This window comes from Parabacteroides sp. D25, from assembly GCF_000307475.1.
GTDB classification, from domain to species: Bacteria; Bacteroidota; Bacteroidia; order Bacteroidales; family Tannerellaceae; genus Parabacteroides; species Parabacteroides distasonis.
In genome coordinates this window covers 509,921-534,593 of sequence record NZ_JH976500.1, presented here as the reverse complement: position 1 = coordinate 534,593, position 24,673 = coordinate 509,921, and the positions used below count along the sequence as shown (strand labels likewise).

Annotated in this window: 18 protein-coding genes, 3 tRNA genes and 1 pseudogene; 15 read left to right on the top strand and 7 right to left on the bottom strand. The window is 46.9% G+C overall.

What is annotated here, in order from left to right; genetic code table 11:
• The first annotated feature begins 22 nt into the window (after positions 1 to 22).
• From HMPREF0999_RS02080 to htpG, 6 genes are all read left to right on the top strand, one after another.
• Positions 23 to 526, top strand: a complete 504-nt coding sequence (locus HMPREF0999_RS02080; RefSeq protein ID WP_005857641.1) for a flavodoxin — start codon at positions 23 to 25, stop codon at positions 524 to 526.
• A gap of 324 nt (positions 527 to 850) precedes the next feature.
• On the top strand, positions 851 to 1,291 hold the full coding sequence (locus HMPREF0999_RS02075; protein WP_009275059.1) for a MarR family winged helix-turn-helix transcriptional regulator: 441 nt from the start codon (positions 851 to 853) through the stop codon (positions 1,289 to 1,291).
• Complete coding sequence (locus HMPREF0999_RS02070; protein ID WP_009275058.1) at positions 1,272 to 2,591, top strand: TolC family protein; 1,320 nt, start codon at positions 1,272 to 1,274, stop codon at positions 2,589 to 2,591. The genes HMPREF0999_RS02075 and HMPREF0999_RS02070 overlap by 20 nt, the downstream gene beginning before the upstream one ends.
• 15 nt (positions 2,592 to 2,606) lie before the next feature.
• The gene (locus HMPREF0999_RS02065) at positions 2,607 to 3,677 is read left to right on the top strand and encodes an HlyD family secretion protein (RefSeq protein WP_009275057.1); all 1,071 of its coding nucleotides are present in this window, start codon (positions 2,607 to 2,609) and stop codon (positions 3,675 to 3,677) included.
• Entirely contained in the window at positions 3,674 to 5,278 is a 1,605-nt protein-coding gene (locus HMPREF0999_RS02060) for an MFS transporter (RefSeq protein ID WP_009275056.1), read from the top strand. The genes HMPREF0999_RS02065 and HMPREF0999_RS02060 overlap by 4 nt, the downstream gene beginning before the upstream one ends.
• A gap of 168 nt (positions 5,279 to 5,446) precedes the next feature.
• A complete protein-coding gene (gene htpG / locus HMPREF0999_RS02055) occupies positions 5,447 to 7,501 on the top strand; it encodes a molecular chaperone HtpG (protein WP_008772401.1) in 2,055 nt (684 codons plus the stop codon).
• A 56-nt stretch (positions 7,502 to 7,557) separates the two neighbouring features.
• On the opposite strand, the gene HMPREF0999_RS02050 is transcribed toward htpG, so the two are convergent.
• The gene (locus HMPREF0999_RS02050) at positions 7,558 to 7,881 is read right to left on the bottom strand and encodes a thioredoxin family protein (RefSeq protein ID WP_009275055.1); all 324 of its coding nucleotides are present in this window, start codon (positions 7,879 to 7,881) and stop codon (positions 7,558 to 7,560) included.
• A gap of 112 nt (positions 7,882 to 7,993) precedes the next feature.
• On the opposite strand from HMPREF0999_RS02050, the gene HMPREF0999_RS02045 reads away from it, so the two are divergent.
• From HMPREF0999_RS02045 to HMPREF0999_RS02030, 4 genes are all read left to right on the top strand, one after another.
• A complete protein-coding gene (locus tag HMPREF0999_RS02045) occupies positions 7,994 to 10,312 on the top strand; it encodes a patatin-like phospholipase family protein (protein ID WP_009275054.1) in 2,319 nt (772 codons plus the stop codon).
• 76 nt (positions 10,313 to 10,388) lie between these two features.
• Positions 10,389 to 10,465: transfer RNA gene (locus HMPREF0999_RS02040), tRNA-Arg, on the top strand.
• A 27-nt stretch (positions 10,466 to 10,492) separates the two neighbouring features.
• Positions 10,493 to 10,566 (top strand) — tRNA-Arg (locus tag HMPREF0999_RS02035).
• Positions 10,567 to 10,594: 28 nt separating this feature from the next.
• Positions 10,595 to 10,668: transfer RNA gene (locus tag HMPREF0999_RS02030), tRNA-Arg, on the top strand.
• A gap of 66 nt (positions 10,669 to 10,734) precedes the next feature.
• Here the strand turns inward: HMPREF0999_RS02030 and HMPREF0999_RS02025 are convergent.
• The 3 genes and pseudogenes from HMPREF0999_RS02025 to HMPREF0999_RS02015 all read right to left on the bottom strand — a co-directional run bounded on the left by HMPREF0999_RS02025 (position 10,735) and on the right by HMPREF0999_RS02015 (position 13,583).
• Positions 10,735 to 11,373 carry a hypothetical protein gene (locus tag HMPREF0999_RS02025; RefSeq protein ID WP_009275053.1) on the bottom strand — a complete coding sequence of 213 codons (639 nt, stop codon included), beginning with the start codon at positions 11,371 to 11,373 and terminating at the stop codon, positions 10,735 to 10,737.
• A 137-nt stretch (positions 11,374 to 11,510) separates the two neighbouring features.
• Positions 11,511 to 12,638 carry an ISAs1 family transposase gene (locus HMPREF0999_RS02020; RefSeq protein ID WP_009275052.1) on the bottom strand — a complete coding sequence of 376 codons (1,128 nt, stop codon included), beginning with the start codon at positions 12,636 to 12,638 and terminating at the stop codon, positions 11,511 to 11,513.
• A 355-nt stretch (positions 12,639 to 12,993) separates the two neighbouring features.
• Positions 12,994 to 13,583, bottom strand: a pseudogene (locus HMPREF0999_RS02015) (master DNA invertase Mpi family serine-type recombinase).
• Positions 13,584 to 13,670: 87 nt separating this feature from the next.
• On the opposite strand from HMPREF0999_RS02015, the gene HMPREF0999_RS02010 reads away from it, so the two are divergent.
• The 3 genes from HMPREF0999_RS02010 to HMPREF0999_RS02000 all read left to right on the top strand — a co-directional run bounded on the left by HMPREF0999_RS02010 (position 13,671) and on the right by HMPREF0999_RS02000 (position 16,278).
• Positions 13,671 to 14,447 carry a virulence RhuM family protein gene (locus tag HMPREF0999_RS02010; RefSeq protein WP_009275050.1) on the top strand — a complete coding sequence of 259 codons (777 nt, stop codon included), beginning with the start codon at positions 13,671 to 13,673 and terminating at the stop codon, positions 14,445 to 14,447.
• A 1-nt stretch (position 14,448) separates the two neighbouring features.
• Positions 14,449 to 14,910 carry a hypothetical protein gene (locus HMPREF0999_RS02005; RefSeq protein ID WP_009275049.1) on the top strand — a complete coding sequence of 154 codons (462 nt, stop codon included), beginning with the start codon at positions 14,449 to 14,451 and terminating at the stop codon, positions 14,908 to 14,910.
• Between the two features lie 96 nt (positions 14,911 to 15,006).
• Positions 15,007 to 16,278, top strand: coding sequence for a phosphoglycerate kinase (locus tag HMPREF0999_RS02000; protein WP_005862970.1), 1,272 nt, complete (start codon positions 15,007 to 15,009; stop codon positions 16,276 to 16,278).
• 91 nt (positions 16,279 to 16,369) lie between these two features.
• Here the strand turns inward: HMPREF0999_RS02000 and pulA are convergent, their stop codons facing one another.
• A complete protein-coding gene (gene pulA / locus HMPREF0999_RS01995; RefSeq protein WP_005857667.1) occupies positions 16,370 to 18,367 on the bottom strand; it encodes a type I pullulanase in 1,998 nt (665 codons plus the stop codon).
• 129 nt (positions 18,368 to 18,496) lie between these two features.
• Positions 18,497 to 20,014 carry a replicative DNA helicase gene (gene dnaB, locus HMPREF0999_RS01990; protein ID WP_008772408.1) on the bottom strand — a complete coding sequence of 506 codons (1,518 nt, stop codon included), beginning with the start codon at positions 20,012 to 20,014 and terminating at the stop codon, positions 18,497 to 18,499.
• A gap of 90 nt (positions 20,015 to 20,104) precedes the next feature.
• Between dnaB and HMPREF0999_RS01985 the strand changes: the two genes are divergently transcribed.
• Entirely contained in the window at positions 20,105 to 20,998 is an 894-nt protein-coding gene (locus tag HMPREF0999_RS01985; protein ID WP_009275048.1) for an immunoglobulin-like domain-containing protein, read from the top strand.
• Positions 20,999 to 21,376: 378 nt separating this feature from the next.
• Positions 21,377 to 22,303 (top strand): magnesium transporter CorA family protein, encoded by a 927-nt coding sequence (locus tag HMPREF0999_RS01980; RefSeq protein WP_008772410.1) that lies wholly within the window; start codon positions 21,377 to 21,379, stop codon positions 22,301 to 22,303.
• Positions 22,304 to 22,397: 94 nt separating this feature from the next.
• Here the strand turns inward: HMPREF0999_RS01980 and HMPREF0999_RS01975 are convergent, their stop codons facing one another.
• On the bottom strand, positions 22,398 to 24,641 hold the full coding sequence (locus HMPREF0999_RS01975; RefSeq protein ID WP_009275047.1) for a GH92 family glycosyl hydrolase: 2,244 nt from the start codon (positions 24,639 to 24,641) through the stop codon (positions 22,398 to 22,400).
• Between the last annotated feature and the right edge of the window lie 32 nt (positions 24,642 to 24,673).

Here is a 24,673-nt window from a genome sequence, read left to right as displayed (position 1 = left end):
TTAAATCTTTAAAAGTATCACAATGAAAACAGGATTATTTTACGGAACGGGCACAGAGAAAACAACCTTTGTCGCCAATAAAATAAGAAAAGCTTTCGGGGAGGATCAGATCGATATCATCCCTATTGAAAGCGCATGGAAAAGAGATTTCGAGGCTTACGACCATATAATCGCAGGAACCTCTACTTGGTTCGATGGCGAACTTCCCACCTATTGGGACGAGATCATCCCGGAACTGGTCACTTTAGACCTTAAAAATAAGAAGGTCGCTATTTTCGGTCTTGGAGATCAAACGAATTATCCGGATAATTTCGCCGATGGAGTCGGCATATTGGCGGACGCTTTCACCTCCTGTGGAGCGACTTTAGTAGGCGAGACCTCTTCGGATGATTATTTCTTTAATGCCTCCAAAGCCTTGAAAAATGGCAAACTACTAGGCTTAGTCCTCGATTTGGAAAACCAACCGGATCAAACCGACAAACGAATCGAGCGATGGGTGAAGCAATTGAAGGAGGCGTTTGGATAAAGAAGAATGCATCTTAAACTCGTAAACGAGAACTAAACAGAAAGCGTAACGAATCACTCCACGGGTTTGTTACGCCTTCATTCTATACACCTGTCTTTCATACACATACTGTGCCAACATCTGCCATCGCCTTGGCACAGCTGTGCCACGCTGATGGCATACCCGTGCCATAGTGATGGCAAGCCCGTGCCACGCCGATGGCAAAGCTGTGCCACCTAGATGGCAAACATACTTTATTAGCAAGACGCTAATTAGTTAAACATTTGACTAATCCGAGAAAAAACGCTATCTTCGCGCCCAGCAAGTTTAAAAGAATTATAAGTAATGGTAGAAGGTAAAGAATTCCGGGAACTTATGTTACAAGTTGTCCGCACACGCATGGCATTTCGTCGGTCTATGCAACGAACGCTGAAAAAGAACAACGCCGGTATAACATTTGAGATGCTTCAAATCTTGAGTTGCCTATGGCACGAACAAGGTATCACCCAACAGGTCTTGGCAGAGAGAACGGCAAAGGATAAGGCTTGTCTGACAAACCTAATGAACAATTTAGAGAAGAAAGGCTACGTCCATCGGAAAGAAGATCCCGAGGACCGGAGGAACAAACTGGTTTTCCTAACCCCGGAAGGAGAAGAATTCAAAAAGCAAATTCGCCCGATCCTTGATCAGGTTTATGTACATGCGGAGCATATTATCGGAATAGAGAACGTAGAAACCATGTTATCCGTATTAAAAGCAGTACATAATGTCCTTGAGAATATATAAAAAGCACGTATTGAGCCTCTTTTGTATGACGGTCGCTACATTTCCGGCAATCGCCCAAACCGATTCGCTCTTCTTGACCATCGACCAGCTTTTCGAGAGAGGCGTACGGCATAGTCTGCAGATCCAAGCAGACGTCTTAAAAGAATCGATAGCGCAAGAGAGAACCCATACGGCACGTTCCGCACAATTGCCAGACCTGCAAATCGGCTTGAAAGGTGGATATGTAGGGCAACCGATCCTCTTTGAGCAAGGACTCGCCCATCCGACTCGCCCGGAAGCGCCCGATTGGTCCCAGAACTATGCCATCGACCTTACCCAACCGATATACCAAGGCGGTAAAATCCGGTATTCCATCCGGAAAGCGGATCTGGAGAAAGAAGTCGCCTCTTTACAAACGCTCACAGACCAAAGTGAGATCAAGCTCGGTCTATTAAATCAATACATCGGTCTTTTCAGCCTGTTTAAACAACGTGAGGTGCTTTCCCGTAATATCGAGGAATCGGAACGCCGCCTGCAAGATATCCGGCGTATGAAAAAAGAGGGACTGATAACCAATAACGACGTATTAAGAAGCGAGATGCAATTAACCAACGACCGCCTATCCTTGCAAGAAACGGATAATAGCCTCATACTGGTATCACAGCAATTGGATATCCTGATCGGTCTCGATGAGAATCTGTTGCTCAAGCCAGACACCACGTTACTGGACCAAACCGTATCTTTAGAAACTTACGAAGATTATGTAGCCCAAGCCTATTCCAATGATCCGGCGATACGTCTACTCCGGAAACAAACAGAGTTAGCCCAAAACGATATACGTTTGACTAAAGCCTCATCGCTACCCAGCCTATCGCTATATGCGTCGAACACATTGGCACGTCCAGTCTCCCGAACATTAGCGGATATGTACAATAACAACTGGAACATAGGTCTGTCGCTCTCCTACCCTTTATCCTCTTTATATAAAAACAACCATAAGATAAAGGAAAGCAAATGGATGGTCTCGTTACATAAAAACGAGGAGGAACAGAAAAAACAGAAAATCCGTATAGAAGTGCGCACCGCGTTCTTACGTCATAAGGAAGCTCTACAAGAAGTGGAAGCCTTGAAGTTATCCGTACGGCAAGCTCAAGAGAACTACAGGATCATGCAAAACCGGTATTTAAACCAATTGGCGATCCTAACCGACTTACTCGACGCGAACTCGGTTCTCCTCAACGCGGAGCTACAGCTCACGAATACCCGTACCCACGTGATTTACACTTACTATCAACTACAGAAGGCTTGCGGCCGTCTCTAAAAAGAAACAACGACTATGGCAAACGAATTAAAAGAGAAACATCAAAGACTAAAGAAAGTAAGGACACGGAATATAGTATTAAACTCCATATGTATCCTTTTAGCCGGTTCCGGCATTTGGTGGACAGCCAATTATTTCTGGCGTTACATCAATTATGAGGTGACAAACGATGCCTTTGTGGACCAATATATCGCCCCACTAAATATACGTGCCTCCGGCTACATAAAAGAGGTCCGTTTCAAGGAACACCAGTACGTTCACCAAGGGGACACACTTCTCATATTGGACGATCGGGAATATCGGATCAAGGTAAAAGAGGCAGAGGCCGCGTTGATCGACGCCCAAGGATCACAAGACGTACTTCGTTCCGGTATCGAGACCTCCCATACGAACATCGCCGTACAAGACGCCAACATCGCCGAGGCTAAAGCCAAGCTTTGGCAACTGGAACAGGATTATCACCGATTTGAGCGGCTGCTGAAAGAAGAATCGATCCCCGAGCAACAATACGAGCAATCCAAGGCCGCTTTCGAGGCGGCGCAAGCCCGATATCAGGCGTTGGTGGAACAAAAGAAAGCCGCTTTCTCCCAATTCACCGAAACCAGCAAGAAGACAATAGGAGCCGAGGCGGCGATCTTACGAAAAGAAGCGGATCTGGATTTAGCGAGGTTAAACCTTTCCTATACCGTTATAACCGCCCCTTACGACGGTCATGTAGGCAGACGGACCTTAGAGCCCGGACAATACGTGCAAGCCGGACAAACGATATCCTACCTCGTACGAGATAAAGACAAATGGATCACGGCCAATTACAAGGAGACCCAGATCCCCCACATCTATATCGGGCAGAAAGTACGTATCAAGGTAGACGCATTGCCGGGAAAGATATTCAACGGGGAGGTAACCGCAATCTCCGACGCCACAGGCTCCAAATACTCATTGGTCCCGACCGACAATTCCGCCGGAAACTTCGTCAAGGTACAACAACGTATCCCGGTACGGATAGATTTGGAAAATCTATCGCAAGAAGATACGCAATATTTAAGAGCAGGCATGATGGTTGAAACAGAAGCCTTACGCAAATGATCACGATGAAAGAGCTTGGGGCACCGATCCGCCAATGGGTGCCGGACTGGTTAGGATTGATTTGCATCTTCATCGTTATTCTTCCGGTTACGATGCTAAACGGTTCGTACACCGGCAGTATGCTGGAGGTATCAAACACGCTAGGCACGAACACCGAGGATATAACCATGGGATATTACGCGGCAGCGGCGGGAATGGCGGTATCCTATCCGATTATTCCGAAGATATTAGAAGCCTTCTCCATCAAATTCTTATTGTTGGCGGATTTAGTCGCCCAGTTCTTCCTAAGCTGGATCTGTGCCCGCTCCCAGAACGCCGACATATTGATCGTCTGTAGTTTCGCGATCGGTTTCCTGAAAGGGTTTCTCATGCTGTGGTTTATCCGGTACGCACAAAAGATATTCAGCCCTAAAAATATACGTAGCCAATTCTATTCCTACTTCTATCCTTTTGTTTTCGGAGGGGGACAAGCATCCATGCTTGTTACCGCACAGTTAGCCTACCATTACGACTGGAAATATATGTATTACTTCATGATGCTAATGATTTTATTGGCCATAGTAATGGTAATCATCTGCTTCCGCCATAACCGGCCGATCAAGTCCATCCCCTTGGCCGATCTACACATCCGGGAAATGTTCATCATATCCACCGGATTGTTAATGCTTATGTATGTCATTAATTACGGGAAAGTACTCGACTGGATGGCATCCCCCAAGATTTGCCTTTATATCATGATCGCCCCGATATTGATCGCTTTATTTATTTGGTATCAATATCATTCGGAACGTCCGTACGTGAATCTGGCGCCTTTATACCAGCCGAAAGCTATTATCGGTTATTTCTATATGATGCTTGTCATGTTTTTCAGTACTTCTACTACCTTGTTGACTAGTTACCTGACTAGTATCTTAAAGGTAGACAGTACCCATACCTATTCCCTTTATACTTATTTGCTTCCGGGATATGTCTTGGGGGCGTTCATCTGTTTTTGGTGGTTCCGGTGGCAACGTTGGCGGTTTCGTTTCTTGATAGCGGGAGGAATGAGTTGTTTCGTCCTGTTCTTCGGGAGCCTTTATTTCGGGATCTCACCGGATAGCAGATACGAGATGCTCTACTTTCCTATATTCCTCAGGGGATTGGGCATGATGATTCTAATCATAGCTTTCGCCTTATTTGCCGTGGAAGATTTAAATCCTAAATATTTATTGTCAAACGCTTTCTTTCTCATCATTTTCCGTTCAGTATTATCCCCCATCATGGCGACTTCTTTTTACAGTAATATACTATATCGCTTGGAACAAAAATATATGTATTCCTTATCAGAAACCGTTACGCTGGCCGATCCTCTAGCCGCCTCACGCTATAACCAAGCGCTTGGCAATGCCTTGACCCAAGGGCATCCCTACGACGAGGCAGCGCAAATGGCTACCAGTACACTCTATAATACGTTACAGCAACAAAGCTTATTATTGGCGTTAAAAGAGATACTGGGGTATTTATTAGTCATCTCCTTATTCATAGCGATCGTATCCCGCTTTATCCCATTCCATAAAACCATCCGTGTTACATTCGCCAAGACAGGAGATGATATGGTTTGATCAAACTATGCCCGGCTGCAAATCTATCAGCCGGCATCTGCCTTTTTGTCATTTATAGTTTATCCGAAACACTTTGGCATTCGTTTTGTATAGGAATAGGCGGATCTTGAGAATGATCAAGATAGGAATACGCACAAAATAACAATAAAATAATAAGATATTCAGACTATGAGCAGTAAACAAGGTAACATCGGAGTAACATCGGAAAACATCTTTCCGATTATCAAGAAGTTCTTATACAGTGATCACGAAATCTTCCTTCGTGAACTTGTTTCCAATGCGGTAGACGCTACCCAAAAGTTAAAAACGCTTTCTTCCGTAGGCGAGTTTAAAGGCGAACTCGGCGATTTGACCGTACAGGTTAAGTTCGATGACAAAACGATCACGATCTCTGACCGGGGTATCGGTATGACAGCCGAGGAGATCGATAAGTACATCAACCAGATCGCTTTCTCCGGCGCCGAGGAGTTCGTTGAGAAATACAAGAACGACGCCGCTTCTATCATCGGTCACTTCGGTCTTGGTTTCTACTCCTCTTTCATGGTTTCCAAGAAAGTAGAGATCGTGACGAAATCATACAAAGAAGGCGCTGTTCCCATGAAATGGAGCTGCGACGGTACGCCGGAATACTCTTTGGAGGAAACGACGAAAGAGGATCGCGGTACCGATATCATCCTGTATATCGACGACGAGAACAAGGATTTCTTGAACAAGGATAAGATCAATGGCTTATTGACAAAATACTGCCGTTTCTTACCGGTTCCTATCGCGTTCGGCAAGAAGCAAGAGTGGAAGGATGGCAAATATGTAGATACGGACGAAGATAACGTAATCAACGACACCAAACCGGCGTGGGTTCGCAAACCGGCCGATATGACCGACGAGGATTACAAGAAGTTCTATCGAGACTTATATCCTATGACGGATGAGCCGTTGTTCTGGATTCACTTGAACGTAGACTATCCGTTCAACTTGACCGGTATCTTATATTTCCCTCGCATCAAGAGCAATATCGACTTGCATCGTAACAAGATCCAGTTATATTGCAACCAAGTATTCGTTACGGATTCCGTAGAGGGTATCGTTCCTGAGTTCTTGACATTATTGCATGGTGTGTTGGATTCGCCGGATATCCCGTTGAACGTATCCCGTTCCTATTTGCAAAGCGATCAGAACGTGAAGAAGATCTCCAACCACATCACCAAAAAGGTGGCAGACCGCTTGGAAGAGATCTTCAAGAACGACCGTCCGCAGTTCGAGGAGAAATGGGATAGCTTGAAACTATTCATCCAATATGGTATGTTGACTGATGAGAAGTTCTACGACCGCGCGGTTAAGTTCGCCTTATTCAAGGACGTCGAGGGCAAATACTTCACTTTCGAGGAATACAAGAACTTAATCAAGGACAACCAGACAGACAAAGAGGGTAACTTAATCTATCTGTATACCACCAATAAAGACGAGCAATACAGCTATATACAAGCCGCAAAGGACAAAGGTTACAGCGTCTTGGATATGGACGGACAATTGGATGTACACTTGATCGGACAATTGGAGCAGAAATTCGAGAAGAGCCGCTTCGTTCGTGTGGATAGCGATACGATCGATAACTTGATCCGCAAGGAAGATGCGAACAAGGTTACTTTGAGCGAGGAGCAGAAAACGGCCATGCAGGAAGTATTCAAGAGCCAGATGCCGAAATTGAACAAGACCGAGTTCTACGTAACATTCGAGGCATTGGGCGAAAACGCGAACCCTGTCATGTTGACACAAAGCGAGTATATGCGAAGAATGCGTGAGATGTCCGCTATGCAACCGGGTATGTCTTTCTATGGCGAGATGCCGGATAGCTTCAACTTCGTATTGAATACGGATCATCCGTTGATCAAGAAAGTATTAACTGAAGAGGAGCAAGCTTGCGACGAGAAGTTAAAACCGATCCTTGGCGATATCAAAGGATGGGAGGCTCGTCAAGCCGACTTACGTGAGGCTCAAAGCAAAAAGAAAGAAGATGAGATCACGGCGCAAGAGAAAGAGGATATGACCAACACCGACCATAAGCTGGATGAGCTTCGTGAGCAACGCAACCAAGTTCTCGCCGAGTACGCCGGCACGAACAAGACAGTTAGTCAGTTGATCGACCTTGCCCTGCTAGGAAACGGTATGTTGAAAGGAGAGGCCCTAAGCCAATTCATCAAACGTAGCGTAGAACTGATCGGATAAACCAATCCTCACATATATAAAAACCGTTCCTTCTCGGGGGAACGGTTTTTTTAGTTTCAGCTCACGACATCCTCGACCACTTTCCGTAACCTATCCAAGCTCATCTCGCCGGATTGTCTCCACAAAGCCTCCCCTTTCCGTAGCAGGATAAAAGTAGGAACCGATTCCACCGTATACAAATCGGCAAGAGCGCTCTCCTCCTCGATATTGATTTGTACTACTTCTAATTTTCCTTTCTCCAATTCCTTGAACTCCTTCACGATCGGCATCATTCTCTGGCAATGAGGACACCAATCCGCATAAAACTCAGCCATGACCAAAGCACCGGTCTCCATAACGGTTTTATTCCGTTCTTCCCTGTTTAAATCTTTTTCTTTCATAACATCATCTGTTTTAATTGTATTGATAACTCAACAATACGAAAAAACAAAATGTTTATGTTTCTAAAGAAATACTTCTTACATTTGGAGAAGAAAAACAGATTGGGTTCATATGAGAAAAATAACCGTTATCATAGCCTTATTCCTTGCAGCCATTCAAATTGTTTCCGCCCAGAAAGTAGGGTTGGTACTCAGTGGCGGCGGTGCCAAAGGAGCGGCACATATCGGAGTGATCAAGGCGCTGGAAGAAAATAATATACCGATCGATTACATTACCGGTACCTCCATCGGGGCGATTATCGGTAGTTTATACGCCATGGGGTATTCCCCCGAGGAGATGCTGGAGCTAATGCTTTCCAAGGAGTTCTCCTATTGGCAAACAGGTACGGTGGAGGAGCAATATACCTATTATTTCAAGGAGCCTTACCCGACCCCGGAATTCGCGCATTTCTCCATCGATATGTCCGATTCCCTACAGATCAAGGCTAGCTTCTTACCGCAAAGCTTGATCAATCCCATACAGATGAATCAGGCGTTCATGGCCTTGTTCTCGCAGGCGACGGCAAAGGCGGGATGGAATTTCGACAACCTGTTTGTCCCTTTCCGTTGCGTGGCCTCGGATATATATACCAAAAAGCCGATCATCTTTAAGAATGGGGATCTGGGAGACGCCGTACGTGCCTCCATGACTTTCCCGTTTTTCTTCCAGCCCATATGGAAAGACAGTATTCCTTTATTTGATGGAGGTATCTACGATAATTTCCCGGTAGGCCCGATGAAAGATGCGTTCCACCCGGATTTCATTTTCGGATCGACGGTATCGGGAGGGAATAAAAAGCCTTCGGAGAATCCTTATAACCAGATCGAGACCATGATCATGCAAAAGACCGACTATGAGGTACCGGAAGAAGATGGCATGATGATTAAATTCAGTTTCCCCACCGTCTCCTTATTGGATTTCCAGAAAGGTAAGGAGCTTATGGACATCGGGTATAAACGTACCCTTTCCATGATCGACTCCATCAAGCAACGGGTTCCCCGGGAAGTGCCTTTAAATGAGGTTACCGAAAGAAGGAAAGCCTATAAAGAGAACCTTCCCCCGCTGATCTTCCGCAATATTTACGTGACGGGCGTATCCGAGGCCCAGCGTAAATACATAGAGGCCCAATTACACAGGGATATCAATAACGAGTTCTCCATGGAAGAGTTCAAGCGGGCTTATTTCAAGATGCTGACCTATTCCAAGATTAGGGAAATCATGCCGCATGCCGTTTATAACCGGAAAGAGAAGAAATTCGATCTTTACCTGGACGTGAAGATGAAAGAAGAGATCACGGTTGGCTTCGGTGGAAACGTATCGTCTCATCAAGCGAATCAATTATACCTAGGATTGGGGTATCAATATCTGGGACGGTTCGCCGCCGACGTAAACTCGAACTTTCAAGTGGGTAACTCCTTTAGTGGTGTCATGTTGAGTGGCCGGATGTACCTGCAAACGCAAATCCCCACTTATTTAAATTGGCAAGGAGTCTTCTCGGACAAGAAATACACGGAAAGCCAATCCCTCTTTTATGAGGATATAGTGCCCGCCATGATTAAGCAGAAAGAACTGTACATGAAACTAAAATTAGGCTTCCCCTTCCTCAACCACGCGAAAGCGGAGATCGGGTTCGCCTACGGACGGTTGAACGATTTCTATTTGCAGAGCACCACGATACCTTTCCCGAACGCCTCTTTCGACCATAGCTGGTACGATTTATTCAGCGGTTCGTTAAGTATCGAGCAAAACTCACTCAACGCCAAACAATACCCGATAAGCGGAAAACAGCAATTCCTAATCGCCCAATACGTAACCGGTACGGAGAAGTACACTCCATCCCCCACTTCCGCCACGACGGAAGCCCCGATTGGTCGCAAAGTGCATAGCTGGCTGCAACTGAAAGGGCGCTGGAACCAATACCAGACGCTGAGCAACCGTTTCAACTTAGGTTATTTGGCGGAAATGGTCATATCCAGCAAGAACCTCATGAATAACTATACGGCTAGCGTATTACAGGCCCCGGCGTTTACCCCGACACCCCATAGCGAGATTGTATTCAACGAGGCGTTCCGGGCGAACCAATATGTGGCTTTCGGGCTTTCCCCGATCTTGAAGTTAAGCAAGCTTCTGCACTTCCGGTTGGATATGTATGGCTTCGCTCCGCTCTATGAAATACAAAAGACGGTGCCGGAAAACAACCCGTATGTCGGAATCCCGCATTATGGTAAGTTTTTGCACTCGTTTAATTATATGGGTGAAGCGGCGGTCGTATTGCAATTGCCATTCTTATGTATTAGTCTGTACGCCAACGGATACAGTTATCCGAAGGAGAATTTCAACTTTGGCTTAAACATTGGTTATCTGATCTTCAATCCAAAAATGTTAGATTAAATTCGCAAAAAAGTAGTCGAAACGTTTGCATATTTAAAACAAAAACGTACCTTTGCACTCGCAATCACGAAACAATGGCCGCGTAGCTCAACTGAATAGAGTAGCTGACTACGGATCAGCCGGTTACAGGTTTGAATCCTGTCGCGGTCACCATTCGAAGATAGCAATAGAATATATCTAGGCTCCTTAGCTCAACTGAATAGAGCATCTGACTACGGATCAGAAGGTTAAAGGTTTGAATCCTTTAGGAGTCACTTGAATATTCAAATTCATTTACAGATTGGCTCGCTAGCTCAACTGAATAGAGCATCTGACTACGGATCAGAAGGTTATAGGTTTGAATCCTATGCGAGTCACTTGAGAATCCTTCTCCCGTCGATCTTCTTATCAAAGGTTACGAGAGAAGGATTTTTCATTTTCCCTTACCGCTCTCCTGCTTTCCTCAATATATATACCCGATGGTTTCCCCTGCCCGATATCGTTATTCCACTTTCCGGGTCAGCGCCAAGGCGGCGCAATTCCAAGGAAGCGGTCGTACGCTTCAAGCCCGTGATAAACATATAATCTTGCAAGCACATGCAAGGATGCTCCGCCAAAAAGCCCAAAGCCCTCTCCCGCCGCTCCTCCTCGCTGAAAGGGGATTTCCGTACTCGGACGATACCGCCCCGACTCAAATCGCAACGCAGCTTGGTTTCCTGCACCAGTTCCTTATCCGCCCGGAAGCCGACACCGTTCACCTCCAGACTACGAGCGTTCCGCTTCGGATCATCCCCATCCAAGGTATCGCTCTCCTTATCTTTCACCACTCCCAACTTAGGCGTGAACGTACCGATCCCTTCAAGCGTAACAGAATGCCCATCTGCCATGCAATAAGCCAGACGCTCCGCCACCATCGTCATCACCTGCAACACGTTGCCCTTGCTCAGTCCCGAGCCGGGATAGGTGATCTGCTCCACGAAATGCTCCATATCCACGTTTTGCTCTATCTTCATCCGATAGTACACTCGTTTCTCGCCCGTCCCGTCAAGATCGTTCATCTCTTGCTTGATGTATCTCGCCATAATCGCTATATATAATGTTGTTTTACTAGTAAGAAAACCATTTTCCCCTATACACAAAGATAATCACATATGTGCAGAGAAAACGCATGAATTAAAACGCATAAATCCACCGTGTTATTAAATCATATAGGCAATCTTCATTCCATGCGGCCATCATCCTCTTTGAATGTGATATCCAGTTGCCAATGCAAACCGTTCTCTATCCCCCAGTGCTTTCTTTTGACCCGCATGATTTTCTCGGGATCGTTCTCCAATGAGGATATGAAGTAATGCGTCTCCACGGCACTTTCCCCTGTCGCCTCGTCTACACGTTCCGTGCGGATGAGGCCGTAGGATCTCAAGTTCTCCCAATCCTTGTATATTTTTCCTAAGGAATGTAGTGAGGAGCATACACGGCATTCACGAAGGAAGACAAACCCATGCCCGTTCTCCCCCTCCTTGTGGACTTTATACACCTCATTGGGAAGTGGGATACGTTCGAAGTCTCTCATGTTACCGGCGATGGTTTCCCACAATGTGGCTTGGTTCTTTTTAACCTCCAGCAGATAACCGGCTCTCTTCTTGGCTATTCTCGAGACGATATCTTTTTGGGTTCCCATGGCGTCGATGGTCACCACGTCTCCCTCCGAGATATCCAAATCGTCCAAGAGCCTTGGGATGGCAACTATCTCGTTCTCCTTCTTATCCACCCGCTCTTGTCCCAACGAGAGGCAGTCGTCAACAGAAAACGCGCTGACGATGTGAAGCTTATCATTGGAGCGCTCTTCCTGTGTCATGAAGAAACCATCCTCATCCCGTCTCCGTCTTTCATTCATGGCCTTTTTTATGGTCTTCCCGTCTATGGCTATCTGGCGGAACGGCTTCTTTTCCCTCTCCTCGGCGATTCCCTCCTCCACTAATCCCTCTTCCTTTGAGGTGGCAAGATTTTCTCGCATGTTCAAGGCCCACGCACGGTAACGCCGCTCAAGGGCGTTGGGACAGACCAGGCAAAAGAAACGCCTGAGCGTGTCATGCGACGGGGCCTTTTGGATGTCAGGAAAGAACTTTCGAATGAAATCGATACGTTCCGCCGAGAAGTCCGCAACCTCATTCCAACTCTGGCAGTTGGCAAACACCCCGATTAATGCCGACATCATGATCACTCCTGCCCGGTGTACCACCTTGGATTCCTGCCGTGAGTCTATCTCTCCCAGAGCATTGTACATGCTTTCAAGATGTCTTTCCAACTCGTCGTTTATCAAAAAGTCTTTCCCCGCTTTATCCATGTATGTCTTTTTGAAAGCAAAGATAATGGAGGTAAACGAGATATGCTTTCAAAAAGAGCTTAAACAACTATTTATTTATCCATCGTATATTTTAATTGGCATTCATGCGTTTTCTCTGCAGTATGCGAACAAGAATCCATAGGCTATCGAGCAAGAATTCATATAGATAATACCGGATTTATTATAAGGAAAAAGATATTCCGCGTACATTTGTGATATAATATCCACAGTTTGTATCGAACACAAAATTACCACCCAATGAGATTTCGGGAGCAAGCAGTTTTGGTATGTCTCCAAAGTTTATCCCTTGCGAACGTCCAAACATAAACCACCTGTCATTATCAAACCTCCCTTATTATGGAACAGCATTTAGATACAAATAAAGTGTGTTTCGGCTGATTCCTAATTTTTTTGCGATTTGGCTCTTGCTTAATCCCTCGCCCAACATCTCTGTAATAGTTCTTTCCCTGTCAACTTGTTCCGTTTATTCTTGCTCCCCTTTATTCTCCCGATATGTTTTCCTTCTGCTTTCAATCGGGCCAAAGCCTCTTTTGTCCGTTGCGAAATCAAGTTACGCTCAATCTCTGCCGACAAACCGAAGGCAAAAGCAAGCACCTTGCTTTGAATGTCATCACCAAGGCGGTAATTATCTTTTATAGTCCATACACGGCATTCTTTGGTCATACAGATGTTCAGGATTTCCATTATCATGAAAAGGTTACGCCCCAAGCGGGATAGTTCGGCGCAGATGATTAAGTCATCTTTCTTCACTTGGTTTAAAAGCTTACCCAACTCACGTTTGTTGTACGATTTTGTTTCACTAATGGTCTCCTCTATCCAACCATCAATTTTCAGATTTTCCCGCTCACAAAACTTATTGATCTCGAAACGTTGATTTTCTACCGTTTGCTTGTCACTGCTTACTCTAATGTACCCGTATATCATGCTCATAAGTCGTTTTTCACGCATGATACTATTTTATTTCGTACATTTGGCCTGATTTCAAGAAATATAATCAAAACATATAAAATAATGGAACAAGAAATCCAACTGAACAAGCACAACAAGCAAAAGTATCCGCCCATGCATACGGCAGATTTTAACCCAGCCTTAAACGATATCATCATTTACCAAACGGAAGATGGGGAAATCAAGCTGGATGTAAAGATGGAGAAGGAAACCGTTTGGTTGACACAAGCGCAGATGGGTGAGTTGTTCCAAAAAGACAGGACTGTCATTGGCCGACATATTAATAATATATATAAAGAAGGAGAATTAGAAAAACATATCACATGTGCAAAATTTGCACACATGGGTTCTGAGGGTGACCAAAAGTATGAAACAACACTTTACAATCTTGATGTCATCATATCTGTTGGTTATCGTGTAAAATCCAAACGTGGTATCCAATTCCGTATCTGGGCCAACAAAATATTGAAAGACTATCTTATCAAGGGGTATGCCATCAACCAGAAGATAAAACTAGAACATTATCAAGAGCTAAAAGATATCGTTCGTATACTCGGTAATATGCTCAAGAACCAAGAACAGTTGACCTCCGATCAGTCCAAAGGCTTATTAGCCGTCGTGACCGATTATGTCTATGCCCTTGATACTTTGGATAAGTATGATTATCAGCAACTGACGATAGAGGAGACAATCAAAGGAGACCGTTTCCAAGCGACCTACGAGAATGCGATGGAAGCCATTCGAAGCCTAAAAGATAAATTCGGAGAAAGCGAACTTTTCGCACATGAGAAAGACATCATGGTAAAAGTAGTAGTAAATTTAATCAATCAAAATAATTAATATGGAACAAGAAATCCAATTAAACGAGCACAACAAGCAAGAGTATCCTCCTATGCACACGGCGGAACATATCTTAAACCAGACAATGGTACGGATGTTCGGGTGTCCCAGATCCAAGAACGCGCACATAGAGAGGAAGAAGTCTAAATGCGATTATCTATTGGCGGAAGAGCCCAGTGCGGAGGTCATGGCCGAGGTTGAGAAGAAGATAAACGAGGTGATCGACCGGCACCTGCCCGTAACCATCGAGTTCATGCCGAAAGAAGAGGCCGGCGGTATCGTGGATTTAAGTAAATTGCCCGATGATGCCAGCGATACATTACGTATCGTACGCATAGGCGATTACGATGCCTGCGCATGTATCGGATCGCACGTGGCGAATACATCCGAGATCGGACATTTCAAGCTATTGAATTACGACTATGCCGACGGGAGATTACGGCTACGTTTCAAATTGGTATAAAATTTAAAGCAAGCGCAAACAGCCAAATGAAATATTTTGTGTAAGTTTGCAAGCGATTAAAAGAACATTTTAATACAGACATTAAATACAATAGTTATGCAAACAATTGACAATTTCAATTTTGCCGGCAAAAAGGCATTTGTAAGAGTTGACTTTAACGTTCCATTGGACGAAAACTTCAACATCACCGACGACACTCGTATGCGTGCCGCTCTTCCTACATTAAAGAAGATCTTAGCGGATGGTGGTAGCGTAATTATCGGTTCTCACCTAGGTCGTCCGAAAGGCGCTACTGATAAGTTCTCCTTAAAGCACATATTGAAGCACCTTTCTGAGTTGTTAGGCGTAGATGTTCAGTTTGCAAACGACTGTATTGGCGAAGAAGCCGGCGCTAAGGCTGCCGCTTTGCAACCGGGCGAAGCTTTGTTGCTTGAGAACCTTCGTTTCTACGCTGAGGAAGAAGGCAAACCAAGAGGTTTGGCTGAAGACGCTTCCGACGAGGAGAAGAAGGCTGCCAAGAAAGCCGTTAAAGAAAGCCAGAAAGAGTTCACGAAGAGATTGGCTTCTTACGCTGACTGCTATGTAAACGACGCGTTCGGTACCGCTCACCGTGCTCACGCTTCTACGGCTTTGATCGCTGACTACTTCGATACGGACAACAAGATGTTCGGTTATTTGATGGAGAAGGAAGTGAAGGCTGTCGATAAGGTTATGAACGACATCCAACGTCCGTTCACCGCTATCATGGGTGGTTCTAAGGTTTCCTCTAAGATCGAGATCATCGAGAACTTGTTGAACAAGGTAGACAACTTGATCATCACGGGTGGTATGACTTATACTTTCACGAAAGCGCAAGGCGGTAAGATCGGTAAGTCTATTTGCGAGGACGATAAGTTGGATCTTGCTCTTGATTTGATCAAGAAAGCGAAAGAAAAAGGCGTAAACTTGGTATTGGCTGTTGACGCTAAGATCGCTGACGATTTCAGCAACGACGCTAAGACTGATTTCGCTCCGGTAGATCAGATTCCTGATGGTTGGGAAGGTCTTGACATAGGTCCGAAGACCGAGGCTATCTACGCTGACGTTATCAAGAACTCTAAGACGATCCTTTGGAACGGTCCTACGGGTGTATTTGAGTTCGAGAACTTTACGCACGGATCTCGTACGGTTGGCGAGGCTATCGTTGAGGCTACGAAAAACGGCGCTTTCTCTTTAGTAGGTGGTGGCGACTCTGTTGCTTGCGTTAACAAATTCGGTTTGGCTAACGGCGTATCTTACGTTTCTACAGGTGGTGGCGCTCTTCTTGAGGCTATCGAAGGTAAGGTTCTTCCGGGTATCGCTGCTGTAAAAGGCGAGGCTTACAAATAATCAGATAAGTAAGTGATTTAATAAAAAATCCCCCGGGACGCTCGGTATTCATCGAGATGTCCCGGGGGATTTTCTTTGATTTAGTTCCGTATTAATCTTGTTTCAAGATCAAGGCGGAAGAGGCGCTTACGGTAGTTTTACCCTGTACGGAACCTTTACCGTCCAGATAAATCCGACCATCCTTACAAACCGGAACCCATGTTCCTTCCGGCAGAGAAACCGTTACCGCCTTCCGGTTCCCGTTAAAGATAACCATAATCTTCTTCCAACTATCCCCGTTCGCATGCTCCCCTAAGGTATACGCTACGACACCGGGCTGGTTCACTTCTTGGAATTGAAGGGCCTCCCTCACTCCCTCGGCCGTGGCGATACGGAAAGCCGGGTGCGACTTACGAAGGGCGATCAAATCCTTGTAATAGTTGAAAACATCCTTGTTTTTTGCCTTTAAAGACCAGTCGATCTCATTGATTGAATCGGGCGATTGATAGCTGTTATGTACGCCCTTCTTATCGTGCAGCAACTCCTCTCCTGCCCGCATGAAGGGTACTCCTTGCGAGGTGAAGATGATGGTCTGGGCCAACTTGCCGAATCGTATCAACTCATCCGGGGTAGCGTCTTTCGGAGCCGAGAGCTTCAACTTATCCATCAAACAAAGATCATCGTGGCAAGAGACATAGTTGATCACTTGCGTAGGCTTGTTCGCATAAGGCGCTTTGCAATATAATATTTGGTTATAGTCGATTTGCGGATGGCGGATAGCGCCTACAATACCGAACTTAATAGACTCCTCGTTACCTTCCGGCTTTCCGGAGGCGAAACCGGCCTGTGTAGTCTCGAACACGCTTCCTTTTAAAGCATCCCGCAGGTCATCGCTAAATACGGCCACGTCATTCAGTTTCGGGGCGTTTACCTTGATCGCCCTCTGGTCCTCCGGTAGCGGGGAATCGCTGGCGGTCCAACCCTCGCCGTATACGAAGATGGAAGGATCTAGTTTAGCTAACTCGGCTTTTACCTCGTTCATGGTCTCTACGTCATGGATGCCCATCAAGTCGAAACGGAAACCATCCACATGGTATTCCTCGGCCCAATATTTCACGGACTCCACGATATAGCGGCGTACCATCGCCCGCTCCGAAGCGGTCTCATTACCACAGCCGGAGGCATCCGAATAGCTTCCGTCCGGTTTATGACGGTAGAAGTAACCGGGGACGGTCAAGCTGAAATTCGACCCGTCACCCACAAAGGTATGATTGTAAACCACGTCCATGATCACACGGATACCATTCCGGTGCAATCCCCGCACCATCTCCTTGAACTCACGGATACGAGCCTCGGGATTGTAAGGATCGGTGGAATAGCTCCCCTCGGGGGCGTTATAGTTCTTGGGATCATACCCCCAATTGTACACATTATCTTGCAAGCGAGTCTCGTCCACCGAGCCATAATCATAGGAAGGAAGGATATGGACATGGGTAACGCCCAACTCCTTCAGATGATCCACGCCGGTAGCCACGCCGCCCGGCCCTTTCGTGCCCTCCTCCGCCAAGGCGAGAAACTTACCTTTATGCGTCACGCCGGAGTTCGCGGCGATCGAGAAATCCCGATGATGCATCTCGTAGATGATAATATCGGAGAAGCTTTTCAACTCGGGAGATTTATCCGCCTCCCAGCCCTCCGGATCGGTAGCCGCCCAATCGATCACGGCCGCACGGTTTCCATTCACCCCGACGGCTTTCGCCCAGATACCGGGAGTCTCATCCAGCCATTTATCGCCGATACGGATCTGGAAGGTATAGAAGGAGCCTTTCAGATCCTCGCTCACGGAGATACGCCACGTACCCTTGTCCGAGGATTTCATCGGCAACCGGCGGACAGGCTCCCCTCCTTCACCGGAGGCGTAAAGATTCAAGCGGACTTCTTCCGCCGTCGGGGCCCAAAGGGTGAACACGGATTTCGTGGGAGAATAGAACAACTCCAGATCGTCTCCCTCATAGGAAGGGTATTCATCAAAGGATTTGTATTCTTTCGGCGAGTTGCAGCTAAGCAACAGCGACAGGTATATAGATACCGGAACTAAGTGTCTCGTCATGGCTGATTCAGTAATTTGTTTTCAATCACAAAGATAGAAGATTCGAACCGGATTCGCCAACGAAACAGAAAAGAAGAGGCGAAAAATCTACCGCAAACGTTTTCGCCTCTTTCGCTCATTCATGCTATATTAGAACGGAACCTCGTTACTGCTACCTTGACTCAAGAAGTCAGCTCCCGCCGATGGGATCGGGGGCATCGGGTCTCCACCGTTCATGGTTGAGGAGAATTCCCTTACCGCTATATCTTCCTCTACGTTCATAAACTTGGCGAACTCGCTCTTAAAGCGCAGCCGGACATCCCCCACGGCACCGTTACGATGCTTGGCGATAATGATCTCGGCGAGACCGATCAGGGAATTTCCCCGCTCGTCTTCCGTAATCTTATAATATTCGGGACGGTGGATGAAACATACCATATCGGCATCCTGCTCGATAGCTCCGGACTCACGCAAGTCGGCTAGCTGCGGACGCTTACCTTCCACGCCTTGACGGGCTTCCACACCACGGTTCAACTGCGACAAGGCGATAATCGGGATATTCAACTCCTTCGCCAATCCCTTCAACGAGCGGGAGATCGTACTCACCTCCTGCTCACGGCTACCGAAGTTCATACCGCTGGCGTTCATCAACTGAAGGTAGTCGATAATGATACATTTAATGCCATGCTCACGCACCAGACGACGGGCTTTCGTCCGCAGCTCGAAGACGGACAAGCTCGGGGTATCGTCCACGAAGATCGGGGCGTCGTAAAGCTCCTTGATCTTAAAATCCAGCTGTTCCCACTCGTAGCTCTCCAAGCGTCCGCTCTTGATCTTCTCGCCCGGTATCTCGCAGACATTCACGATCAGACGGTTTACCAACTGCACGTTACTCATCTCGAGCGAGAACAGGGCGACAGGCGTATTGAAATTCACCGCCATATTCTTCGCCATGGAAAGGACGAAGGCCGTCTTACCCATGGCCGGACGGGCGGCGATAATGATAAGGTCTGAATTCTGCCAACCGGAAGTCATCTTATCCAACCCCTCGAAGCCCGTACGCAATCCGCTCAGACCTTCCTTCTGGAGAGCCGCCTTTTGCAACATCTCCATAGCGTCCTTGATGACGGGGTTGATCTGGGTGACATCCTTCTTTACGTTACGTTGCGAGATCTCGAACAACTTGCCCTCCGCCTCTTGCATCAGGTCCTCTACATCGAGCGTCTCATCAAATGCCTTTCCTTGGATCATCGCCGTGAAAGAGATCAACTCCCTCGCCAGATATTTCTGGGCGATGATACGGGCGTGATACTCGATATGGGCGCTGCTGGCCACCTTGCTGGTAAGTTGAGAGATATAGAACGGTCCGCCTACATCCTCCAATTCTCCCCGTTTCTTCAATTGCTCCGTTACGGTAAGCATATCCACGGGACGCTGGCTCAACGCCAAGTCTACGATAGCGGCATAAATCTTCTCATGCGCTTTCTCATAGAAACACTCCGGCTTCAAGATCTCGCTGACGATCGAGTACGCGTCTTTCTCCAGCATCAACGCACCCAACACAGCCTCCTCTAACTCACGGGCCTGTGGCTGAAGACGCCCCATATCGGGGAGCATCTCCACAGGCTTTTTCCTTCCTCTTCCTGTATTTCTTGTTCCTTCTGCCATCATTCTTTCTATTTGGGGAGTCAAAGGTAATATCTTTTACCCATTTCTGAAAAAGATTCTTTATATTTAGGAATTAAAACCTGTCGAATCATGAAAGCGTATTTTATCGGATTAGTTATCATGGGAGGTTGCCTATTATACGGCTGCCATACCAAACAAAAGAAAGAGGAAAACAGTAGCGACTACTCAGCCGACTCCCAATCCATAGCACGGCAAGATACCCTACCGTTACCAACTGATACCCATGCCGCATCTTCAGTTTCCACGGAAGGATGGACCGCCAAGCAGATACGGGACAGCATAGAATCGTTCTTCGGCAAGGAATACGATACCCTTCCCCCGCATCTACGGAAGATCCGTAGAAACATGACCTCCCTCTGGAACACGGACGACTCCGTCTTCCTACAGCTTATCATAGCGGAGAAGGAGTATGTGGAGGCTTTCAAGACTTACGTATTCAATTCACCCCTCATCCGGATCGGCGGAGGCCCTTACGACCGGCCACCCGAGGAAGCTATCAGCATGGACACCACCCACTTCTCCATGCGAGTAAGACCGAACGTCTACCCAACCAACATCGAGCGGATCGAGATCGCTATCACCAACCATACCGACCTGGAAGGGATGGGAGGCGAAGAGTATTTCATCGAGCGTTTCGACGGGAGGGCATGGAAAGGAATCCCGCAACCCACCGCCTTCGTCGCTCTCGGCTATCCGATCTTTCCTAACGAGACAAGAGACGATTTCTCGGCCACCTTGCTGCCTGAGCTCAAGGAAAACCCTCCGGGATTGTACCGGGTGCGCAAGACCGTCATCACCGGACAGGGCGCCGGCATCGTCCATTATCCTTTGGCCGCCACGTTCTACCTATCCGATAACCCGGAAGATTATGAGGAATACACACGTTTCGCCAGCCGGCTCCACGAGCCTCGCCCCATGGCCGAGTTCAAGGGAGGAAGAGAAGCCATGGTCCGGTCAGCATAGATACCGGGCTCTTCTTCTACTTCAACGAAGAGGGGAAATGCGGGATTGAATAGATGGCCAGTACTGCCTAAGAAGTATTGGAGTACTTCTTAGGCAGTACTCGGGTACTTCCATGAAAGTACTCCAGTACTATTACCAGAAGTATCGCAATACTCTCAGAGAAGTAAGCCTATGCTAACGTAAACTGGCAACAATATTGCTGTCAGCATACAGCGACATAACTTTACTTACGTAAAAAAGTATTATCTTTGCACCCGTAAAAAGTAATTTTCAAATTATGGACGACAGTATCCCGCTAGAAACAGAACAGAGTATGAACTAACGAGGCGGAGGGTTTCATTGATCCTCTGCTCGGATTAAACACGAAAGGAGGCAATAATGAGACAATTTCTTTATTGTGAGGCCGGTTATGTGGAGAAGAACCAATGGCTTCCTAACAGTTGGGTAAACGTAGAGTGCCCAACTCCCGAAGATCTTCAATTCTTGATGGATCGATTTAACGTACCCGAATCATTCTTGAGCGATATAGCCGATACGGACGAGCGTCCCCGTATCGAGTACGAGGGGAATTGGTTGCTTACCATCTTACGTATCCCGTTGCAGAACCAAGATCATGACATCCCGTTCAATACGGTGCCGATCGGTATCATCACGAACAATGAGATCATCGTAAGCGTATGTTACCATAAGACGGACTTGATCCCCGATTTCATCCGCTATACCCAACGGAAGGAACTCCAGATTAAAAACAAGTATGAGTTGATCCTCCGGCTGATCCACTCATCGGCCGTATGGTTCCTTAAATACCTGAAACAAATCAATTACGCCGTCACCGAGGCGGAAAAGGCGTTAGAGAAAAGCATCCGCAACGAGGATCTGCTAGCGTTGATGAAGCTGGAGAAAAGCATGGTATTCTTCAACACCTCCATCCGCGGGAATGAGGTGATGCTGGCCAAGCTCCAGAATATTTTCCAAGAGCCGCAATATATCGACAAGGATTTAGTGGAGGACGTGGAGATCGAGTTGAAACAGGCCCATAACACGGTAAATATCTATAGCGATATTCTTACGGGTACGATGGACGCTTTCGCCTCTATCATCTCCAACAACGTGAACACGATCATGAAACGTATGACATCACTTTCCATTATCTTAATGGTTCCGACATTAATCGCTAGCTTCTACGGGATGAACGTCCCGATCTACATGGAGGATATGCCGCATGGTTTCGTGGTTATCATCTTGCTCTCGATCTTGCTATCCGCTACGGCCTTTTTCATATTCAGGAAGATCAAATGGTTTTAGGATATCAAATAAATAAACCGGACGCAGATCACCCGTGCTTGTCGGTGTCATCTGCGTCCGGTAAATATCAAATTCGGTATATCTTTATCTTGGCTTACTTATGCGTATCCTCGAGGATATAACGCAAGGTTCCGGCATTCACCAATTCCTCTTGCGAGATGGTGTAGCCCTTTAGCTTTTTATCGCCGGCGAAAACGTCCTTGATGTAGATCGCTTCCGGATTACTATGCTTAGACTCGATTACCAATTCGCCTTTAGGATAGAATTTCTTGTCGAGCTGGATCGTAACCTTATCGAAAGTCGGGGAAGTCAATACATAGTTCACGTCGCCCGGACAAGCTGGGTAGAAGCCCATCATGGAGAAAATAGCCCAAGCGGACATCGTGCCTGTATCCTCGTTACCCGGGACACCGTTCGGGGCGTTATGATAGCAATCCTTCAACAACTGACGGACCAACTTCTGGGTACGCCAAGCCTCTCCCTTGAAATAGCTAAACAAATAAGGATAAGCGATATCTGGCTCATTGGCGGGATCATAATTGCCGTCATCGAATACCTTCTGCAAATGATCGACAAATTTCTTATCGCCTCCCATCAATTTGGCCAGTCCCTTGATATCGTGAGGAACATAAAACGTATAATTCCATGCGTTGCCTTCATGGAAACCGGGACTAGGCTCGAAGTTCTCGCCTTGTTTCGGATCGAACGGAGAGTAGAAGGTGCCGTCCGGCAAGATCGGACGCAGCGTTCCGAACTCCTTGCTATAATAATGTTTGTAACCTAAAGAACGGTCACGGAATAACTTGGCATCCTCTTTCTTACCCAAGGCTTGAGCGAAATTAGCCAAGTTCCAGTCGGCGATATAATATTCCAGCGCATGAGATACGGAGTTATCGTATTGCTCACGCAAAGGAACATAGCCCTTGCTGAAATAATCGTTCGCGTCCGGACGAAGCAGGTTGAACTCTCCCGGGGTAGTAGCGCCTTTACGCATCGCCTCATAAGCGGTTTGCTCATCAAAGTCACGCAAGCCGCGCATCCATGCGTCTACGATATACGGGATCGAGGGATCGCCTTCCATCGTAAAGGTCTCACGTCCGTAAAGCTCCCATTTCGGTAACCAACCGTTTTCCCGGTACATATCCAGCATCGTACGGATAATATCCAATTGACGCTCCGGATAGAGCAAGGTCATCAAGGTACTTACGTTGCGGTACGTATCCCACAAGGAGAAGACCGTATAACGGTTTCCGGTGGTATGGCCTACTTTCAGGCTCTCCATCATCGGGTACTCGCCGTTCACGTCTTGCAGGATATTCGGATGGATCAGCAAATGATACATACCGGTATAGAATATCGTTTTCTCGTCTTTCGTACCCCCTTCCACTTGTACCTTGGAAAGATCCTTGTTCCACATCGTACTAGCCGCCGTACGGACCTTGTCGAAATCGAAGCCGGGCTGCTCCGTATTCATGTTCAGGCGGGCGTTCTCGATGCTCACGTACGAGATACCCATCTTCACCTCGATAGCCTCGCCCTCGTCCGTATCGTAATCGAACCATACGCCGACATCGTCTCCGCTCATCTCACGGGTATAACTGGTATATAACTTATACTTGCCGGAGTAGATATCCCATTCGGCCTCTACCCCCTTCATCTCACGTTGTTTCTTCCAATAACCCATCTTCTTCGGGGCCTTGTTTACCTTCATCACGAAGTAAACCGGGAATACGGCCTGTGGATTATAGCAGAACGTACCTAAAAGCTTACTCCCCTCGATCTCCGTATCATTCACGATACGAACCGTAGCGCCGGTCTCGTTCGTCAAGCCCTCGCCTAGGTTCAAGAGGATATGGCTCTCCCCTTTCGGGAAGGTAAAACGGCTCAAGCCCGTACGCATGCTGGCAGTAGCCTCCGCCTTGATATTATACTTGGTCAAGGTATTGCTATAATAACCGGGGTGAGCCACCTCGTCCTTGTACTCACTGCCGTAAGCCTTATAGTCCACGTTCAACTCGCCCGTCGTCGGCATCAATAGCAAACCTCCCAGCTCCGGGCATCCCACGCCGCTCAAGCTGCCGTGGGCGAATCCCGTAAAGAATTTATTGTCTGCCGAGTAAGGAGTAGACCACCATTGACTATCCTTGTCAAAACGGTTCTTCTCCGACCCCATGACGTTGAAAGGAACCACGCTCATCATACCCTGCGGACAAACCGCGCCGGGATTCGTCGTACCGTAATTGCTCGTACCGATGAAGGGGTTCACATAATCTACCGGTTGCTGCGCCGTAGCGAACAGACTGCCACACAACAGGAAGGTCATTAACTGTTTCTTCATTTGATAAATGTATTTTAGTTGATAATTAATTG

Excerpts from the sequence above, each read along its gene's own strand:
- HMPREF0999_RS02080 (WP_005857641.1), top strand. The coding sequence starts at position 23 with ATGAAAACAGGATTATTTTACGGAACGGGCACAGAGAAAACAACCTTT.
- HMPREF0999_RS02075 (WP_009275059.1), top strand. The coding sequence starts at position 851 with ATGGTAGAAGGTAAAGAATTCCGGGAACTTATGTTACAAGTTGTCCGC.
- HMPREF0999_RS02070 (WP_009275058.1), top strand. The coding sequence starts at position 1,272 with ATGTCCTTGAGAATATATAAAAAGCACGTATTGAGCCTCTTTTGTATG.
- HMPREF0999_RS02065 (WP_009275057.1), top strand. The coding sequence starts at position 2,607 with ATGGCAAACGAATTAAAAGAGAAACATCAAAGACTAAAGAAAGTAAGG.
- HMPREF0999_RS02060 (WP_009275056.1), top strand. The coding sequence starts at position 3,674 with ATGATCACGATGAAAGAGCTTGGGGCACCGATCCGCCAATGGGTGCCG.
- htpG (WP_008772401.1), top strand. The coding sequence starts at position 5,447 with ATGAGCAGTAAACAAGGTAACATCGGAGTAACATCGGAAAACATCTTT.
- HMPREF0999_RS02050 (WP_009275055.1), bottom strand. The coding sequence starts at position 7,881 with ATGAAAGAAAAAGATTTAAACAGGGAAGAACGGAATAAAACCGTTATG.
- HMPREF0999_RS02045 (WP_009275054.1), top strand. The coding sequence starts at position 7,994 with ATGAGAAAAATAACCGTTATCATAGCCTTATTCCTTGCAGCCATTCAA.
- HMPREF0999_RS02025 (WP_009275053.1), bottom strand. The coding sequence starts at position 11,373 with ATGGCGAGATACATCAAGCAAGAGATGAACGATCTTGACGGGACGGGC.
- HMPREF0999_RS02020 (WP_009275052.1), bottom strand. The coding sequence starts at position 12,638 with ATGGATAAAGCGGGGAAAGACTTTTTGATAAACGACGAGTTGGAAAGA.
- HMPREF0999_RS02010 (WP_009275050.1), top strand. The coding sequence starts at position 13,671 with ATGGAACAAGAAATCCAACTGAACAAGCACAACAAGCAAAAGTATCCG.
- HMPREF0999_RS02005 (WP_009275049.1), top strand. The coding sequence starts at position 14,449 with ATGGAACAAGAAATCCAATTAAACGAGCACAACAAGCAAGAGTATCCT.
- HMPREF0999_RS02000 (WP_005862970.1), top strand. The coding sequence starts at position 15,007 with ATGCAAACAATTGACAATTTCAATTTTGCCGGCAAAAAGGCATTTGTA.
- pulA (WP_005857667.1), bottom strand. The coding sequence starts at position 18,367 with ATGACGAGACACTTAGTTCCGGTATCTATATACCTGTCGCTGTTGCTT.
- dnaB (WP_008772408.1), bottom strand. The coding sequence starts at position 20,014 with ATGGCAGAAGGAACAAGAAATACAGGAAGAGGAAGGAAAAAGCCTGTG.
- HMPREF0999_RS01985 (WP_009275048.1), top strand. The coding sequence starts at position 20,105 with ATGAAAGCGTATTTTATCGGATTAGTTATCATGGGAGGTTGCCTATTA.
- HMPREF0999_RS01980 (WP_008772410.1), top strand. The coding sequence starts at position 21,377 with ATGAGACAATTTCTTTATTGTGAGGCCGGTTATGTGGAGAAGAACCAA.
- HMPREF0999_RS01975 (WP_009275047.1), bottom strand. The coding sequence starts at position 24,641 with ATGAAGAAACAGTTAATGACCTTCCTGTTGTGTGGCAGTCTGTTCGCT.